The organism is Prevotella sp. P5-126, assembly GCF_002251185.1.
Lineage (GTDB): Bacteria > Bacteroidota > Bacteroidia > Bacteroidales > Bacteroidaceae > Prevotella.
In genome coordinates this window covers 1-18,408 of sequence record NZ_NPIZ01000034.1, presented here as the reverse complement: position 1 = coordinate 18,408, position 18,408 = coordinate 1, and the positions used below count along the sequence as shown (strand labels likewise).

Below are 18,408 nucleotides of genomic sequence, written 5' to 3'. Positions count from 1 at the left end.
TTGACCAGTAGTAAGAACATATTGCCAGTGAAGATACTGAAATATATCCTTAAAATCACGATATGGGCGGTCATTGCTGTCTATCTGCTGACAATCCTTACGTTCTCCATCCCCAGCATACAACAATATACTGGGGAGAGAATTGCTGTTGCCATAGGCGATAAGTTGGGAACAAATGTCAAGATCGGTAGTGTCAATCCCGGATGGCTTAACAGACTCGTTGTCGATAAAATCTCTATGGACGACCAGTCGGGAAAACAGCTATTAGTCGCCAATCGCATGAGCGTGAGAATCAACCTCATCTCCCTCATTACATCGGGAAAGATCGATATTTCAACCGCACAGATTTTCGGAGGAAAAATCAGTCTCTACCAAAACAGACCTGAAGACAAACCCAATTTCCAGTTTGTGCTCGACTCACTTGCTTCCAAAGAATCGAAAAGTGATAGCAAACTCGATTTAAGGTTGGGCTCGCTCATCATGCGACGTACTTCCGTCAGCTACGATAAGAACTGGATAGCAAGAAGATACGGGCAGTTTGATGTGAATCATATCAAAGTGACGGACCTCAGTTCACATATTCTAATTAAAACGCTCACAAACGACTCGCTGAATGTCATTGCCAAAAACATTTCCATGAAAGAACAGGGCGGACTGGATGTTAAGCGACTGGCATTTCAATTGGAATGTGGACGTAACCGTTGCAAGCTCAAAAGTCTTGACTTAAAACTGCCTGACACCCAGTTGGCTTTGGGAGAAATGGAAGCCGACTACCGTATAAAAGACAAAAAGATAGACTTGGAAGCGTTAAGGTATCATGGTGAAATAAAACCATCACATATCGCGCTAAGTGACCTGAGTGCTTTTGTACCTTCCCTCAAGCAGTTCAAAGGCACCATCTCGTTTAGGTCGAAATTCAAAGGCGAGAAGGATGACTTAGACATTGAACAGCTCTTGGTAGAATCCACATCGGGAGATATTGACATCGATTGCAACGGATGGGTAAAGAATATTACAGAAAAACCCCAATGGCTTGCGCATGTCAACAATCTATCGTTGTCGGCTCAAACCATTGGTTTTATATCAGAAAACCTGAAAGGCACACGCTTTACCCCACCCGCCCCTCTGGTAAGAATGGGGGATATACAAATGCATGGTCTTGCAACAGGTACAGCGTTGGATGTCATCAAAGTACAACAACAAATCCGTACGGATGTGGGAAGTCTGAAACTGAATTTCGACAAAGAAGCTGACCAATCCTTCCAGGCAGACATCAAAACAGAGAGCATCAATCTGCAACAGCTGCTCAACGATGCTCATTTCGGACAAGTATCAGCAGATATTGCCGTGAATGGTTCGCTGGACCGTCAACATTTTCTGGTACAAGCCAAGGGAAATATAGGGCAGTTTATCTATAACGAATACCCATTTCGCAATATCAAGATTGACGCACGTTACGACAGTAAAGAAGTTGGCGGAAACCTCTCTATCGACGATCCTAATATCGGACTGGACATCTCTGGACTGTGTCAGATGAACCATAACGAACGAAACATTCAGATCAAAGCATCGATACTCAACTTCTCTCCTAAAGCCATCAACCTCTCCGACAAATGGGGTGACGCCAGATTCTTTGCCGATATATCATCTGACATCAGAGGCAGTAGGATAGACAATTCAACGGGTTCGGTGAAAATTGACAATTTCTCGATGTTGTCGTCAACAGACAGTTATGAGTTTGATCAGTTGCATATCATGACAGGATATGAAGGCGACACCCATTTCATGCGCCTCCGTAGTGACTTCGCACAGGCTGAAATCATGGGAAAGTTTGACTATAAGACCCTGACAAAGAGCTTTACCGATTTCCTCGCCAACCAACTGCCTACCCTTCCCGGCTTGCCCACAAATGGTCAGGGAACCAAGTTTGATTACAGTCAGTCAAATGGCAATACAACAGCGTATAAGAATAAACGGCAATCAGCTGCCAATAATGATTTCTCGATTCATCTGCACATCACAAGAGGCGACTGGTTGCAACGCTTGCTGAAGGTGCCTATGGCTATCCGCAAACCTGTCACGATAGATGGTTTTGTGAATGATAACACGCACACTATCAACCTGAAAGGAAGCGCTGCTGAATTTTACTTTAACGGCAATTGCTACCGTGACGCCTATGCCAATATCCATACGCCTGGCGATACTTTAGTCTGTCAGTTGGGTGTGGCAAAAATGATGGATAATGACGACCGCATCGATCTTAAACTCCAAGCCGATGCACACCATAATCAGTTGAACACCTCCCTCCATTGGAACAATCATAAGGTTGAAAAAAATATGGAAGGAACGCTTAATGCCACAACAATCTTCCATAAGACGGAAAACGGGCAACATGCGGCCAATGTTCAGATCAATCCATCGCGCATCAACATACATAATACATGGTGGAATGTTGAACCGAGCTCGATATACTATGCTCCTAAGCATGTTAGCATTAAGAATTTCACGATCAAACACGATAGCCAACACCTCGTCATAGACGGAACAGCATCACCCTCAGAGGATGACGGTATTGTGGTGAACCTCAACGATATTGACATAGAATACATCCTCGAACTGGTGAATTTCCATGCCGTAGATTTCAATGGTCATGCTACAGGACAGGTTTTGGCTCATGCCATCTTCAGCAAAAAACCTAAAGCATCGGCACAACTGGCCGTTGACGGTTTTGAGTTTGAACATGGTCGCATGGGTACGCTAAATGCCAATGTAGTATGGAACGAACAAGACCAGCAAATCGATATTCATGCCATTGCCGATGACGGACAGATCTCAAATGGTCGCGACTCTAAAACCTATATTGAAGGTTATGTTTCTCCTGTGAAGAGTTTTATAGACCTCGGCATCAGGGCGGAGAACACCAGAATAGAATTTATGCATTCGTTCACTAAGAGCTTCATCTCTCACATCGACGGATCGGCTCTGGGCGCCGTACGACTGTTTGGACCGCTGAGTACTATTAACATAGAAGGTCAACTGGTTGTCAATGGTGAAGCACATGTGAAACCGACAGGATGTACGTATTATCTTAAAAACGATACGATTAATCTTGTCCCTGACGAAATTTCCTTTGCTTCATGCTACATCTATGACAAAAACAACCAAAGAGGACTGATGACGGGTGGCATACACCACAAGCACCTCACCAACCTCACCTACGACCTCTATGTCGATGCCAACCATCTCTTGGCTTATGATTTCAACGACTTCAGAGACGACACGTTCTATGGTACAGTCTATGGTACTGGTCGCGTGGGTATTCACGGACGTCCCAATGAAACGACCATCGACCTGAATATCACGCCGGAAAAGGGTTCGTCTTTTACCTATAATGTAGCGCAACCCGATGCCATCGGCAATCAGGAGTTTATCAGTTGGGTGACACATCGAGATAATGACACAAAACTCAACCAAACATCTCAGGAAGTCACGACAGACAATCCGTTGGAGGACCGTTCTGATATGCGCATCAACTTCCTTATCAACTGTACGCCGAATGCTACACTACGCTTGCTGATGGATAACCAGACAAACGATTATATCACGCTCAACGGAAACGGCATCCTGCGTGCCACATGGTTTAACAAAGGCGGTTTTCAGATGTTTGGAACATACCATGTTGAACATGGAACCTACGGTGTGACTATACAGGAAATTATCAAGAAAGACTTTACCTTCCAACCCGGAGGTACTATCGTCTTTGCAGGTGACCCTTATGAAGCTACGCTGAACCTACAGGCCTTGCATGCAGTAAATGGCGTATCGTTGAGCGACCTCAACGTCGGCAAGAGTTTCTCGAATACGGTTAAAGTCAACTGCCTGATGAATATCACGGGACAACCGTCAAACCCCATAGTGGATTTCGATCTTGACATGCCGAATGTCAATACAGACGAAAAACAGATGGTTCGATCGATTATTAACGGACAAGAAGAAATGAACCAACAGGTGCTCTACCTCCTTGGCTTCGGTCGATTCTACCCACAGGGTGCGAATAATGCGGAAGCGGGGGAAACACAACAAAACCAAACGTCGCTGGCCATGCAAGGTTTGTTGTCGGGTACGCTGAGCAGTCAAATCAACACCTTGCTTAAATCAGTCATCAAAAGTAACGATTGGAGTTTTGGCGCTAATATTTCCACGGGCGACGAAGGATGGAACAATGCGGAATACGAGGGTATTGTCAGCGGTAGGATGTTCAACAACCGATTACTCCTCAACGGACAATTTGGTTACCGTGACAAAGCCAATACCGCCAACACAACATTTATTGGTGACTTTGATGTGCGCTATCTGTTGGTGCCCAACGGAAACCTTGCCTTGAAAGTGTATAATCAGACCAATGACCGCTATTTCACAAAATCAAGTCTTAACACCCAGGGACTCGGCCTGATCATCAAGAAAGATTTTAGTAACCTGCGCGATTTGTTCGGCATCAGAAAGAAAAAGGCGACAAAGGCAAAAAAGGAAAAAAAGGAGAAGAAACAATAATAGTTTCTTGTCGCTAACAGGTCAATCAATATCTACGGCGCACACAGACGATATGGTAAGATTTCTTGTTTCCTCCAAGTGCATACTGGTCGAAGATTATACTTTAATGTTTTTTAATACAAAAAAGTTGTTAAAAACGTGCAGCGTATTGATTTTTTTAGTAACTTTGCAGAGATTTTTGAGTACATTTTATGTACTTTATTGATTTTCAAGAGGTTAAGTTTAAAGAAGAAGAAGAAGATTTAAAAAGGATGAGACAGCTTAAAATTCAGAAAAGTATCACGAATCGTTCGAGTGAAGCACTTGATAAGTATCTTGTAGAAATCGGACGTGCCCCGCTGATTAGTGTTGACGAAGAAATCGAACTTGCACAAAAGATCCGCAAAGGTGGTCCTGAGGGTGAGCGTGCAAAAGACAAACTTGTCACAGCCAATCTGCGTTTCGTGGTTTCCGTGGCCAAACAATACCAGCACCAAGGTCTGACCTTGACTGATTTGATTGACGAAGGAAACATTGGATTGATTAAGGCTGCTCAGAAATTTGATGAGACACGCGGCTTTAAATTCATTTCCTATGCAGTATGGTGGATTCGCCAGTCTATTCTTCAGGCTATTGCAGAGCAAAGCCGTATCGTGCGTTTGCCTCTGAACCAGGTTGGAAGTCTGAACAAGATTACCCACGAGATCAACAAATTCGAACAGGAACATCAGCGCCATCCTTCTGTTGCTGAGTTGAGCGACGCTACCAATCTCGACGAAGAGAAGATTGGTCAGAGTTTGATGGCTGATGGTCACCATGTTAGTATTGACGCCCCATTCCAAGAGGGTGAAGACAACTGTATGCTTGACGTTATGGCAGGTGGTGATGATTCACGTACCGACCGTCATGTAGATCACGAGTCAATGGCTCAGGAGCTCAATGCCGTATTGAAGAAAGTGCTGAAAGATCGTGAGATTACCATTATCAGCCAATGCTTCGGAATTGGTTGCCACGAAAAGGGTCTTGAGGAAATCGGCGACCAGTTGGGACTCACTCGCGAGCGTGTCCGTCAGATTCGCGAAAAGAGCATCACCAAGTTGCGCGAATCGGGCAACGCTAAGATATTGATGAAATATTTGGGATAAAGTTTGGATGCCTTGGAATTTTTCCGTAATTTTGAGGCATGAAACACCCATCCGCCAGAATAATGATGCTGGGCATGATGATTTTCATGTCCAGCATCTTTGTTTATGCGAGTCAGCCAACAGACTCGTTATTAATTCAGCGTGTATGGGAGTATGGGCGAAAATTACCCGTGTTTTATTCCGATTCCACTTCAAACTCATATATGCGGTATGTGATAGATGCCAGACGCCGCAACCCTATTCTGTTTCTTGTGCCAAGCATGTATGTTGTAGCGAAGGGAGAACGGAGGTACATCGGAGAAGTGTATGGCAAACTGAATATTGACAAGGACGGCCATTTCAAGATGAAGCGACAGGTGGTGAGTGGTACTATCCCTCGCAATCGGAGCGTGATGCCCACCACCTTGGAATATCTCACCCCCGACCTTTATGGCAAGACCATCTACGACCAGCGTCTTTTGTCGCCATTTCATCGCAGCAACAGACATTTCTACCGCTTTACAACACATCATGTTTCTAATAACATGTTTCGTATCGACTTCCGCCCCCGTCTGAACAATACACAATTGGTTACAGGTAATGCCATTGTAGATCAACGAACAGGACGGATCCATCTAGCCTCTTTCAAAGGCGAATACGATATGATTGCTTTCCGCGTGCAGGTGATTCCCAACACCGACGAACGGGAATTACGCTTACCTCAATGGTGCTCTACCGAGGCACATCTGGGATTTATTGGCAATAGTATTGATGCTCGCTTCATAGCAACCTACAATGCTCCAAAGGAGGTAGCTGACACCATCCACATTCAGGCTGACAGAAAGATGATGGACACCTTGCGCACCACACCGCTTGGTAAACTGGAGAATGAGATCTACGCCCATTACCATTCGATGAGGTCGAAAACAGACAGTATAGGTCAAGATACTATCAAGCGCAGCAAATGGAAGGAATGGGCTGTTGATGTGATTGGCGATCAACTCATCAGCAGCATGAGCCTGAATGCTGGAGGTGCAAGTATCAAGGCGTCGCCTCTCTTCAACCCGTTGTATTTGAGCTATAGTCAGAGTCGGGGTTTGGCGTATAAAATGAAAATCAGCATGCAATACGCTTGGAATGCTCATCGATACCTCACTTTCACACCACGCCTGGGTTATAATTTCAAAATCAAGCAGTTTTACTTTACTGCCCCACTCCGCATGACGTACAATCCGAAAAGAGATGGATATGCAGAGGTGATATGGGCTAACGGTAATAGAATCACCAACTCCAGCGTTATTGATAAGATCAACAACAGATCGCAGGCGGCTACTGACGAACAGCTGAGCGAGCTGCAATATTTCAACGACAACAACCTCAAGATGGTCAATAATATAGGTATAACAGACTGGTTTGAGGTGACGGCCGGTTTGATTTACCACCAACGTACTGCGGTCAACAAGAAAATGATGCAAGAGGCTGGACATTCTGTGACGTATCGAAGTTTCTCTCCTTTGCTGACGCTACAGTTCACGCCCTGGAAGAAAGGTCCCATCCTCACAGCCAATTACGAGCGCAGCATCCGTAATGTACTACGGTCTAACCTGGAATACGAACGGTGGGAGTTTGATGCGACCTACCAGAAGCGAATGGACTGCATGCGCCTTCTTAATGTAAGATTTGGAGGAGGCTTCTATACCAACCAGAAGACAAGTTATTTCGTGGATTATGCCAATTTCAGAGATGAGAACTTGCCCAACGGTTGGGATGACGATTGGACTGGACAGTTTCAGTTGTTGTCACGCAACTGGTATAATGCCTCGGATTATTATCTTCGTGGTCATGTGTCCTATGAATCGCCGTTACTGATGCTGTCTTGGATGCCATGGATAGGCCGTTACATAGAAACCGAGCGTATCTACCTCAGCACCTTGTCGATAGAACACACACGGCCCTATACCGAGATCGGCTACGGCTTCACCACGCGTTTCGTGTCCATCGGACTCTTTGCCAGTTTCCTCAAGACGCAATATCAGGAAATTGGTTGTAAATTCACCTTTGAACTTTTCAGAAAATGGTAACAAATCCAACATCCCCTATTCGTCCGCTGACCGTCTATAAGGCGAGTGCCGGAAGTGGTAAGACCTTTACACTTGCCACCGAATACATCAAACTGCTGGTGGCTAATCCGCAGAACTATCATCAGATTCTTGCCGTGACCTTTACCAATAAGGCTACGGAAGAGATGAAACAACGTATTCTCAGCCAACTCTATGGCATTTGGAATGAACTGCCCGACTCGCAAAGCTATGCTGCAAAGGTGGAGGCTGAAACTGGTCTTGGTGCTGCTGTCGTCAGACAACGTGCTGGCATTGCCTTGCATCTGCTCATCCATAACTATCATCAGTTTCGCGTACAGACCATTGATGCCTTTTTCCAAAGTGTATTGCGCAACCTTGCACGCGAACTGAACCTTACTGCCAATCTGCAGGTGGGAATCAATGGTGTTCAGGTGGAATCGCTCGCGGTAGATATGATGTTGGAAAACCTCAAGAGCAGCGACCCTATGCTGCAATGGCTCTTGGGCTATATCATGGAAAATATCAAAGACGACAAAGGATGGACCAATAGCGACACGCGCAACAATACACTACTCCATGATATCAAGTATTTCGGATGTACCATCTTCCACGATGACTACAAGACGCACCGTGAAATCCTTGAAGAAGTGATGCAGCGCGATGGGTTTATAGAATCATACGTCAAACAGTTGCACGACGTTGCGCAAGATGCTGAAAAATGTTTCAGGCAAACCAGTGAATCGTTTTTCGAAACCCTTGAAGACAACAACCTCACCATGGCTGATCTCCCCTATGGAAAATCGGGCGTAGCTGGTTTGTTTGTCAGCATCGGTAATGGTAAATACGAGGAGGACATCATCGGCAAACGTGCCTTGGCATGCTTGGAGAGTGCCGACAACTGGGCTTCTAAGAAACACCCGCGACGCCAAGAGATTATCGCCCTTGCCGAGTCCAAGCTGATTCCTCTTCTCCGTTTCGTCATAGAGAACCGTGAGAGTAAATGGAAAATCATCAACTCATCACGACTGACGTTGAGCCACCTTAACAACCTGCGCCTGTTGCATAGTATTGAGCAGACCGTCAAACAGATCAACGAAGAGTCTAACACCTTTCTCCTGAGCGATACACAACATCTGCTCCATGAACTGATCGGCGAGTCCGATACGCCGTTCGTCTTTGAGAAGATTGGTGCACAACTGCGACATGTCATGATCGATGAATTTCAAGACACCTCGACGATACAATGGGAGAATTTCAAAATTCTCCTACAGGAATGTATGAGCCATGGGGAGTCGCGCGACCTGATTGTGGGCGATGTGAAACAGAGCATCTACCGTTGGCGGTCTGGCGACTGGCGACTGCTCAACGATATCGAACGCCAGTTTCCTAGCAACATGATGCAAGTGGAATCGCTGCAAACCAATTATCGGTCGCAACGCAATATCATCGATTTCAACAATACTTTCTTTACCACCTTGGCAAAGCAGGAATACGACGACTTGACGGAGGAGGATATCAATGGTGCGGCATCTCTCGAACATGCTTACCATGATGTTTGCCAACAAGTACCCGATACCAAGCCGGATCAAGGGTATGTGGAAATACAGCTCCTGCCTACCGAGGACTATAGCCAGCATACGCTGGAACTCCTGACGTCCCGTATCAGTCAACTGCTTGATGAGGGGGTACGGCAGTCGGACATCGCCATCCTCACGCGCACCAATACGGTGATTGGTGGTATTGCCAATTATATCACGGGTGAGTTGCCTGATGTCAACGTGGTGAGCGATGAGGCATTCAGACTGGACTATGCTGCACCTGTCAATCTGATTGTTGATGCCTTGTGGCTGTTGGCCCACCCCAACGACAAACTCGTCAAAGCACAACTGGTGAAGAATTACCATCAACTCATTCTCGACGATGTGAGCTGGACGCAAAGAGACTGCCTCCTTGCCACCAAAGACCTCGATGAGATGTTGCCCGAACCCTTTGTCAACGGGATGAAAGAGTTGATTCAGTTGCCATTGTTAGAACTGGCAGAACGAATCTACGATATCTTCTCGTTACATCGTGTAACAAGCCAAAGTGCATACGTCTGTAAGTTTTTCGACATCCTTAGCGATTTCGCCATGGACAACAGTACGGGTATTGAAGCCTTCATAGACTATTGGAATCAGGACGCACATAAAAAGACCATCCAGAGCGACCAGGTGGAGGGAATACGCATTCTCACCATCCATAAGAGTAAAGGACTGGAGTACGACCATGTCATCATCCCCTACTGCAGTTGGAAAATGGAAATGGACGATACGCTGTGGTGTCACCCTCAGGTGGAACCCTTCAACCAACTTCCAGTTGCCTTGATTGACTACAGCAAGAGAATGCGTGAAAGCATCTATGCTTCCGATTACGAAGAGGAACACCTTCAGCTGACAGTCGATAACCTCAATATCCTCTATGTCGCTTTTACCAGAGCTTCCAAGAGTCTTTTCGTCATTGGTAAGCGCCAATCGGCCAAGACGCGTTCTTCCCAAATCATGAAGGTGTTGCCGCAGATTGCCGATCATCTTGCCGGAAGTACCATCGAGGGCATAGAAGATGAGGAGACGAACGTTGTCTTTACCTACGGCACGCCTGCAACACACACGCAGAAGACGCAGAAGCGTAGCGACAACGTATTCCTGCAGATTCCAACGCCTCTTGAGGTGTCTATGAAGACGTTCCGGCAGAACACTCAGTTCCGCCAGAGCAACAAAAGCATGGAGTTTGTGGCTGATGAAAACGATGAAGAGACGCTTACTGCCCAATCATACATCAAGATGGGTAATGTGCTCCACCATGTGTTCTCTACCATTCGTACCGTTGACGATATAGAGCGTGCCCTGTTGGAACTGGAACAGGAAGGTATCATCTACGACCAGGAGATTACTACGGCACGCCTCAAAGACATGCTGCGCAAGCGTTTACAGGACAGTCGCGTCAAGGCATGGTTCTCGCCATCTTGGACGCTTTATAATGAATGTACCATTCTTTCTACCGATGACAACGGCCATGTCGTGGAACGGCGGCCTGACCGCGTGATGAGCGACGGCGAACGTTTTGTCGTGGTCGATTTCAAGTTTGGACGCCCCAAACCTGAACACCAAACCCAGGTCAAGGAATACATGGATCTGATCCGGAAGATGGGACATTCACAGGTAGAGGGTTTCCTCTGGTATGTTTATACTAATAAAATTGAAACGGTATGAAGACATTTCTTGAATTTGTAGCAGAAGATATTATCAGCAAACAAGGTACAGACCTCTCACGGACGGCTATTGTTTTCCCCAACAAGCGTGCCTCGTTGTTCATCAACGAGCACCTCGCCCGATTGGCTGACCGCCCCATCTGGAGTCCGGCCTACCTCACCATTAGCGAACTCTTCCGGTCGCAATCGGAATGGAGCGTTGCCGATCCCATCAAACTGGTGAGCGATATCCATAAGACGTTTGTTGAGGTGACGGGAATTGATGAAACCTTAGACCACTTCTACGGCTGGGGACAGCTCCTCCTTGCCGATTTCGATGATATCGACAAAAACAGGGCTGATGCCGATCATGTCTTTGCCAATATCCGTGACCTTCACGAACTCGACGACATCAGTTATCTGACCGATGAACAACGTGCTGTCATTAAGCGCTTTTTCAGCAATTTCAACGATGACGATCATTCAGAACTCAAACAGCGGTTCCTGAAACTCTGGCAACACTTTGCCGATATCTATCATCGCTTCCGGCAGAGACTCGCTGACCAACAACTGGCATACGAGGGTATGTTGTATCGGGATGTGGTGGAGAACAGATCCATCACTCTGAACTACGATACCTATATTTTCGTGGGCTTCAATCTCCTCAACAAGGTGGAGCAGGCGCTCTTCCGACATCTGCAACAGCAAGGTAAGGCTAAATTCTATTGGGATTTCGATGACTATTATATGAAAGGACATGAGGCTGGATTCTTTATCTCTCAATACCTCTCATCCTTTCCCAACGAACTCGATCACTCACGGGAAGAGATCTATCGACAGTTTGCAAACGACAAACAGATCCGTTTTGTTGCTGCGCCAACAGAAAATATTCAAGCACATTATATTGCCGATTGGCTCGCTGATGAACAGCGGAAAAATGGTGGGAAACGCACGGCGATCCTCCTCTGCAACGAGAACCTCCTGCCCATGGTGATCCATTCCATTCCCGACAATATCGGAAAGGTCAATATCACCACGGGCTACCCCTTGGCGCAAACGCCCATCGCTTCACTCCTCGCTCTATTGGTGGCATGGCAAACCTCAAACAAGCCAAAGTTTTACTATAAGACAATCCGTCAACATCCTTACAACAAATGGATTACCGACGAACTGCTCGATAGTTGCCAACAGCAGAGCGACTCCCGTATCCATGCCATCCTCGATTGGCTATGCACCATCATCCGCACCATTGCCACCGACATGAGTCAGACCACTGACGCCGACCCTAATGCCATGGCATTACGATCGGAATCCGTATTCCGCGCCTATACGTTAGTAAACCGTATGAAGGGATTGGCTGCTGATGGTGACCTGAATATTGATAGCGTCACCCTGCAACGCTTGCTCCGACAGTTGATACAGTCCACATCCATTCCATTTCATGGAGAACCGGCAGAAGGCATACAGGTCATGGGAATACTCGAATCGCGCAACCTCGATTTCGACCACATCATACTCCTGTCGTGCAACGAAGGCAATATGCCTAAAGGTGTCAACGACAGCTCATTCATTCCCCACAGCCTCAGAAAGGTGTACGGACTGACCACCGTCGAACACAAGACGGCGATCTATGCCTACTACTTCCACAGACTTCTGCAGCGTGCCACCGATATCACCTTGGTGTATAACAACGGTACTGACGATGGCAATGCCCATGAGATGAGTCGTTTCATGCTCCAACTCATGGTTGAAGCTCCACAGACCATTCAGCATCACTATCTCAAAGCGCAACAGGAACCGACCATTATGCAACCGCAGGCGATTAGCAAGACACCGGAAATCATGCAGATCCTCTACCGTAGATTTGTCAAACGCCCGAATACCAACAGGCCGCTGCTCACTCCGAAAGCCATCAACAGCTACCGTTCCTGCCCGTTACAGTTCTTCTATCAGTATGTGTCCAACCTCTACGAACTCGATGATGATGAACTGCAGATTGACGACCGCCTTTTCGGTATTATCTTCCATGATGCTGCCCAACACCTTTATGAACAGATGACGCAACATGGATGCCGGATTGAAAAGGCGCAGATTGGGCAGCTGCTGAAGTCAAAGACGGCCGTCGCCCAGGCTGTTGACACGGCTTTTCGCAAACAATTACCTGCCGGTGCTGCGCTCAACGGACTGCAACTCATCAATCGGGAGGTGATTATCCATTACTTGCGCCAACTGCTGAAGTTAGACTACCGACAGGCTCCTTTTGAGGTCTATAAACTCGAAGGACAGGTGATGTGCGACTGGCAAGTGAAGATGGGCGACCGACAGTTTACTACTACGATTGGCGGTACGATAGACCGCCTCGATGCTGTTGATTGCGATACTGCCAAAGAGCGCATCCGTGTGGTGGACTACAAGACGGGAGGAAGCCAGATGAAGATGGCAAAAGACGTGGATGATATCTTTGCCGACAACGACTCGCATCGTGGCTATTATCTCCAGACGCTGCTCTATGGCAATATCGTGGCGACCGACAGTTCCGTCAATCCCCACCAGTTGCCGGTAAGCCCTGCCCTACTCTTCATCCAGCATGCCGCTTCCGACGATTACGACCCGACCCTCTGTTTTGGTAAGGAACCCATCAGCGACATGCTTCCCTATCTGGAAGATTTCAATAGTCACCTAAGGACTGTGATCGACGAGATCTTCAATCCTGAGGTTGACTTCACGCCATCTCCCGATGGGAAAAGCTGTTCCAATTGTCCCTATACCAAACTCTGTGGTAAGATATCATAGGATGAGGCGAATGTCCAACAAGATAATCCATGTCATGTGGGAGAAAATCCAGTTTTGTTTTGGTTTTTCGCCCACATCATCGTAACTTTGCACCAATGATTAGCAAAAACCAAATAAAATGGGTTCACAGTCTCGAACTCAAGAAGAACCGCCGTCGTGAAGGACTTTTCGTTGCAGAAGGTCCGAAAGTGGTAGGCGATCTCCTGCGTGCCGGTTTCAAGGCACGTCAGATTTTCGCCACTACGATGATGACAGCCGACACACAACTCGTTACCAACGAAGAACTCCAGCGCATCAGTTTCTTGCAACATCCGCAAGAGGTGTTGGCCGTACTTGAAATCCCCGCAAACACCGCCCCCATAGCCCCAGAAGGTCATCTCTCGCTGGCACTTGATGGTGTCCAGGACCCAGGCAACGTAGGAACCATCATCCGTATAGCCGATTGGTTTGGCATCGACTGCATCTATTGTTCCCCCGACACCGCAGACATTTACAATCCCAAGGTAGTACAAGCCACCATGGGAAGCATCGCCCATTTACCCATCGTCTATACTGACCTCCCACAATTTCTCGACAGCCTTCCTGAAACATTCCCAGTCTATGGCACATTGCTCGATGGCAACAACATCTATGACCAATCCCTTACCAGTGAAGGCATTATCGTGATGGGAAATGAAGGAAACGGAATCTCCGAAGCGATACGCCAACGCATCACCCGTCGCATCCTCATCCCCAATTTCCATCAGGGTAGCGAGCGCGCAGAGAGTCTGAATGTCGCCATTGCCACAGCCATCACTTGCTCCGAATTCCGCCGCAGACAGTAGTGTATTCTTTTATTATCCACGGACCACACGGAGTGTTTAGTTTAAAGGTTATAGGTTATAGTTTAAAGGTTATAGGTTAGTGGTTAGCGTTAAGTGCTTAGTGGTTAGTGGTTAGTGGTTAGTTGGTTAGTAGTTTGCGTTAAGGTTAAGGTTATGGTTAGAGATTCTAGTTAAAGATTTTGTTCAAGATTCTTGTTTAGATTTACTATAGGTTATTTTTGTCGCGACTCGGCAAAGAATAAATTTTTGGATTTATTCTCTGCTCTCACTGCTCCAAAAATTCGAGCATCTCCGATGCGATCCCCAATAAATCCCTCCAGCAGAGCAACGTACTGTTGCGCATTTTCAGTTAGGATTTCTTCTTAAGATTTTAAAGCACAAGCAAAGGCGGGCTGAAAGCCCAATGGTTTCCCTAGCCCAGGGCAACACCCTGAGGAAGAGCGCATTTTTGTCAATGATTTTTGTTAAAGATTTTATTTCCGTCTAATATCCGTTTAAATTGGCATACGCCTTTGTTTTCTCGCCATGGCATAATTAAAGCGAGCTTTATTCTGCTCATGGCTTAACGAAAACAATCCGATGATTATTTCTGGCCAAAGCCATATTTCATTAAAGATTTCCTCCAAAGATTTACCTATGGTTTGTTTTGTCGTGACTCAGCATAGTGAAAGCGCGCTCTCACTCTGTCTTCGCTACTCCAAAACATCTTGCCGTAAGGCAACTAAAAAATTCCGTTTATGGAAACTGTCAACTGTTAAATCCGTGAACGCCATTGATATGTATGTGCATTTTGCTTTTCAAAAACTGTAAAACTGTAAAACTGTAAAACTGTAAAAACTCAAAATTGCATAAATAAAGGTATTTATAGGTTTGCTAATTAGTGATTTCTTCGTATATTTGCAACGTGAATATGCCTATGCATACAAAATAACCTTTTTAGCCACTAAAACGATAAATATATGAAACAATAATTTTCGAATGAAAACAACGCTATTTATTAACACTTAAAACATGAAAGATTATGCTGAGAATTGACAGAATCATGAAGGAAAAGAACCTTACAGCTAATGAGCTTGGCAAACGTATGGGAGTGACTGCACAATACGTTAGTGAAGTGGCTAACGAGAAGAAGAACATCACCATTGCTGGTATTCAGAAGTTCGCAAAGGCTCTGGAGGTTCCGATGGCAGCATTGTTCGATGGTTACTATGAACCAGAAATGAGGGTTGCGGAAGATGGTTTTACCTGTCCTTATTGCGGACATATTATTAAGGTTAGCAAGGGAGAATAATCATTCTGTTGGTTTAACATAAACCTCTGAGGTTTAACAAAAACTCACAACACTCTCTCAATTAACTTTAATGGTATTCATTTGGGCATTTTTGAGTATCTTTGCAGTTTATAGTAGATTCAATATCCTAAAACAATAATACTTATGAGACAGATTTCTTATGTTTTCGCGGTACTAACCGCATTGCTTTTTGCTTCGTGTTCCAAGACGGACAACGGCAAGGTCGAGTTCATTCCTTTCCAGGAAACGGCAGATGGTCAGTGGGGAATGATTTCACTGGATGGTAAAGTGCTCTTTTCTGAGGAGTTTAAGAACAAGCCTACCGTAGTTCGAGATGGTAGATTCTTTGTACAAACTGCTGAAGGAGGTTGGGAAATGTTTGATGCAACAGAAAAACCTCAAAAGGTTGGTGCAGACTATGCTCATGTCTCAGGATTCCGAAATGGTGTAGCTCTTGTTGCAGAAAAGGGAAAGCCAGTCTCTATCATTGATACGGATGGCAAGACAAAGAAGGTTCTTGATAAGATTGAAGGTAAAGAAGTTGATGGAGTCAGAACATTCGAGAAGGGGTATGCTGTTTTTATGACTGTGGACTCTTTATTTGGTGTTATTGACCAAATCGGTGACTGCGTGATAAAGCCGGAGTACTGTGTTATGAATAACTGTGGGGATGGCAAGTTCCTTGCTGTCAATAGCAAATATCGTAATGATCTGAAGAAAGGCAAAAAGGCTAAGGTCAAGTTCACGGTACTTACAACAAGTGGTTCAACAGCATTCGAGTTTAATGCAGACAAATATGAGGACGTGAGACAAATGTTCTCTGATGGTCTTCTACCAATATGCGTAAAGAAAGATGGCAAGGAAACTTGGGGTATCATAAATGATAAAGGCGAGGAAGTGGTAAAGCCATCTCTCAAGATTAAGAATATCGGTAATATCTGTGGTGATAAGTTCACATACTACAATGGTGAAGGTTGGGGGCTTATGAACACAAAGGGCGAAACTCTTATACGTGCAAAGTATGAGTTTTTGTATTATGATGGTGACAACATGCTTGTGGCTATTGTAAAGAAAGACTCTGATACATTTGAATCTAAGTATGTTAACGAGAAAGATGAGCAGATAGGAGATGAGACGTACGTCAGTGCAACTCCATTCACTATGTTCGATGGTGAACATGCTATTGTAAAGCCTAACGACAAAATATATTCAATCATCACACGTGATGCAAGTGTTATCGCAGGACTTCCAGACATCGTAAATATAAGTACTTACGAAGGAGAAGACTACATTGAGAGCGACTTCGTGGACTTGAAAAAGCTTGTAGAAGACTGCAAGATTACAAAGGATGGTATGTTTGGTTTTTCTTTCAATCTGAAGGTAGCTGATGCTATTAAGGCTCAGGTAAAAGCAGGAAATGCGCCTTCAAACGAGTCTCATAAGGCAGGTGATCCATATTGGTACGATTACACCGATGAGATATGGATGGTACAGAAACCTGCAAGTACGTCTTCAATCTTTGAGATGCATTATAGCGGAAAACTGACAAAGGAAACATTCCGTACCAAGCGTATTATTGACTATACGATAGGTGATTGGTATTGGTATCATGACAAGAAGATACCTACAGGATATGTTTATAATAGTGTGTCATTGAACTATTTCCAGTTACAGTTCAGCAATGATGGTAGGATGCATGGTAAACTTCGTGATGTATTGAATACATTCGTTGGAAAGTTCAAATCAATGGGTAAGATTGTGAAGCAGAATAATGGTGCTGCTGTAATATCTACCAACGATGGAAAGACTGCATTCATGTATATGGAAAAGAAGAAGGTCGTGATCATGTATGGCAATCTCGGCGATGCTAACAAACTTGTTATTGACAAATACAAGGATGTAGTAGAAGATGGCGAGAATGCTGATATATCATACGGTTACCTGAATAGCTTATTCCCTGATAGAAAGAATAACGGTGGCGGTAACTATGATACAGAAGAAGTTGACACTGTAGCAGTTGATACAGTTGCAGCATACTAATCGCAAAAATTGTTTATGAGCAGTCTGAAAGGATTGCTCATAAACATAAATAGCCCACATAATATATGAAACGTACATGAGGCCTTCGGCTCGCCAAAGTGAATGAAAAGTAATCATGATCTGTACTTATATTGAGATTTTTTGATTACCTTTGTCGCCACAACCAATAATAGACGAGCATCTCCGATACGATCCATAATAAAGTCCTTCCCAAAAGCGAGGAACTCGAGCGCATTTTCAGTCGAGATTTTTATTTAAAGATTTTATTTCCGTCTAATATCCGTCTATATTGGCATACGCCTTTGTTTTCTCGCCATGGCATAATTAAAGCGAGCTTTATTCTGCTCATGGCTTAACGAAAACAATCCGATGATTATTTCTGGCCAAAGGCCATATTTCATTAAAGATTTCCTCCAAAGATTTACCTATGGTTTGTTTTGTCGTGACTCAGCATAGTGAAAGCGCGCTCTCACTCTGTCTTCGCTACTCCAAAACATCT

General features: G+C 45.2%; 8 protein-coding genes. All 8 read left to right on the top strand.

The annotated features are described in order from the left end of the window. Nucleotides 1–27 precede the first annotated feature (27 nt). Entirely contained in the window at nt 28–4,551 is a 4,524-nt protein-coding gene (locus tag CIK90_RS02985; protein WP_144007208.1) for a translocation/assembly module TamB domain-containing protein, read from the top strand. Nucleotides 4,552–4,802: 251 nt separating this feature from the next. Next, on the top strand, nt 4,803–5,675 hold the full coding sequence (locus tag CIK90_RS02980) for an RNA polymerase sigma factor RpoD/SigA (protein WP_094390217.1): 873 nt from the start codon (nt 4,803–4,805) through the stop codon (nt 5,673–5,675). A gap of 38 nt (nt 5,676–5,713) precedes the next feature. Further along, nucleotides 5,714–7,735 carry a DUF5686 family protein gene (locus CIK90_RS02975; RefSeq protein WP_144007207.1) on the top strand — a complete coding sequence of 674 codons (2,022 nt, stop codon included), beginning with the start codon at nt 5,714–5,716 and terminating at the stop codon, nt 7,733–7,735. Further along, the gene (locus CIK90_RS02970; protein WP_094464319.1) at nt 7,729–10,983 is read left to right on the top strand and encodes an exodeoxyribonuclease V subunit beta; all 3,255 of its coding nucleotides are present in this window, start codon (nt 7,729–7,731) and stop codon (nt 10,981–10,983) included. Before CIK90_RS02975 ends, CIK90_RS02970 begins: the two co-directional genes overlap by 7 nt. After that, on the top strand, nt 10,980–13,754 hold the full coding sequence (locus tag CIK90_RS02965) for a PD-(D/E)XK nuclease family protein (RefSeq protein ID WP_094464318.1): 2,775 nt from the start codon (nt 10,980–10,982) through the stop codon (nt 13,752–13,754). Before CIK90_RS02970 ends, CIK90_RS02965 begins: the two co-directional genes overlap by 4 nt. Before the next feature lie 95 nt (nt 13,755–13,849). Beyond that, entirely contained in the window at nt 13,850–14,578 is a 729-nt protein-coding gene (locus CIK90_RS02960; RefSeq protein ID WP_094436227.1) for an RNA methyltransferase, read from the top strand. Between the two features lie 1,021 nt (nt 14,579–15,599). Beyond that, nucleotides 15,600–15,869 (top strand): helix-turn-helix domain-containing protein, encoded by a 270-nt coding sequence (locus CIK90_RS02955; protein WP_094464317.1) that lies wholly within the window; start codon nt 15,600–15,602, stop codon nt 15,867–15,869. Nucleotides 15,870–16,013: 144 nt separating this feature from the next. Next, nucleotides 16,014–17,909: a WG repeat-containing protein gene (locus CIK90_RS02950; RefSeq protein ID WP_094464316.1), complete on the top strand. Its 1,896-nt coding sequence runs from the start codon at nt 16,014–16,016 to the stop codon at nt 17,907–17,909. The last annotated feature ends 499 nt before the right edge of the window (nt 17,910–18,408 follow it).

Bases quoted from the DNA above. Each gene is read 5' to 3' on its own strand.
- CIK90_RS02980 (WP_094390217.1), top strand. From the start codon at position 4,803: ATGAGACAGCTTAAAATTCAGAAAAGTATCACGAATCGTTCGAGTGAA.
- CIK90_RS02975 (WP_144007207.1), top strand. From the start codon at position 5,714: ATGAAACACCCATCCGCCAGAATAATGATGCTGGGCATGATGATTTTC.
- CIK90_RS02970 (WP_094464319.1), top strand. From the start codon at position 7,729: ATGGTAACAAATCCAACATCCCCTATTCGTCCGCTGACCGTCTATAAG.
- CIK90_RS02965 (WP_094464318.1), top strand. From the start codon at position 10,980: ATGAAGACATTTCTTGAATTTGTAGCAGAAGATATTATCAGCAAACAA.
- CIK90_RS02960 (WP_094436227.1), top strand. From the start codon at position 13,850: ATGATTAGCAAAAACCAAATAAAATGGGTTCACAGTCTCGAACTCAAG.
- CIK90_RS02955 (WP_094464317.1), top strand. From the start codon at position 15,600: ATGCTGAGAATTGACAGAATCATGAAGGAAAAGAACCTTACAGCTAAT.
- CIK90_RS02950 (WP_094464316.1), top strand. From the start codon at position 16,014: ATGAGACAGATTTCTTATGTTTTCGCGGTACTAACCGCATTGCTTTTT.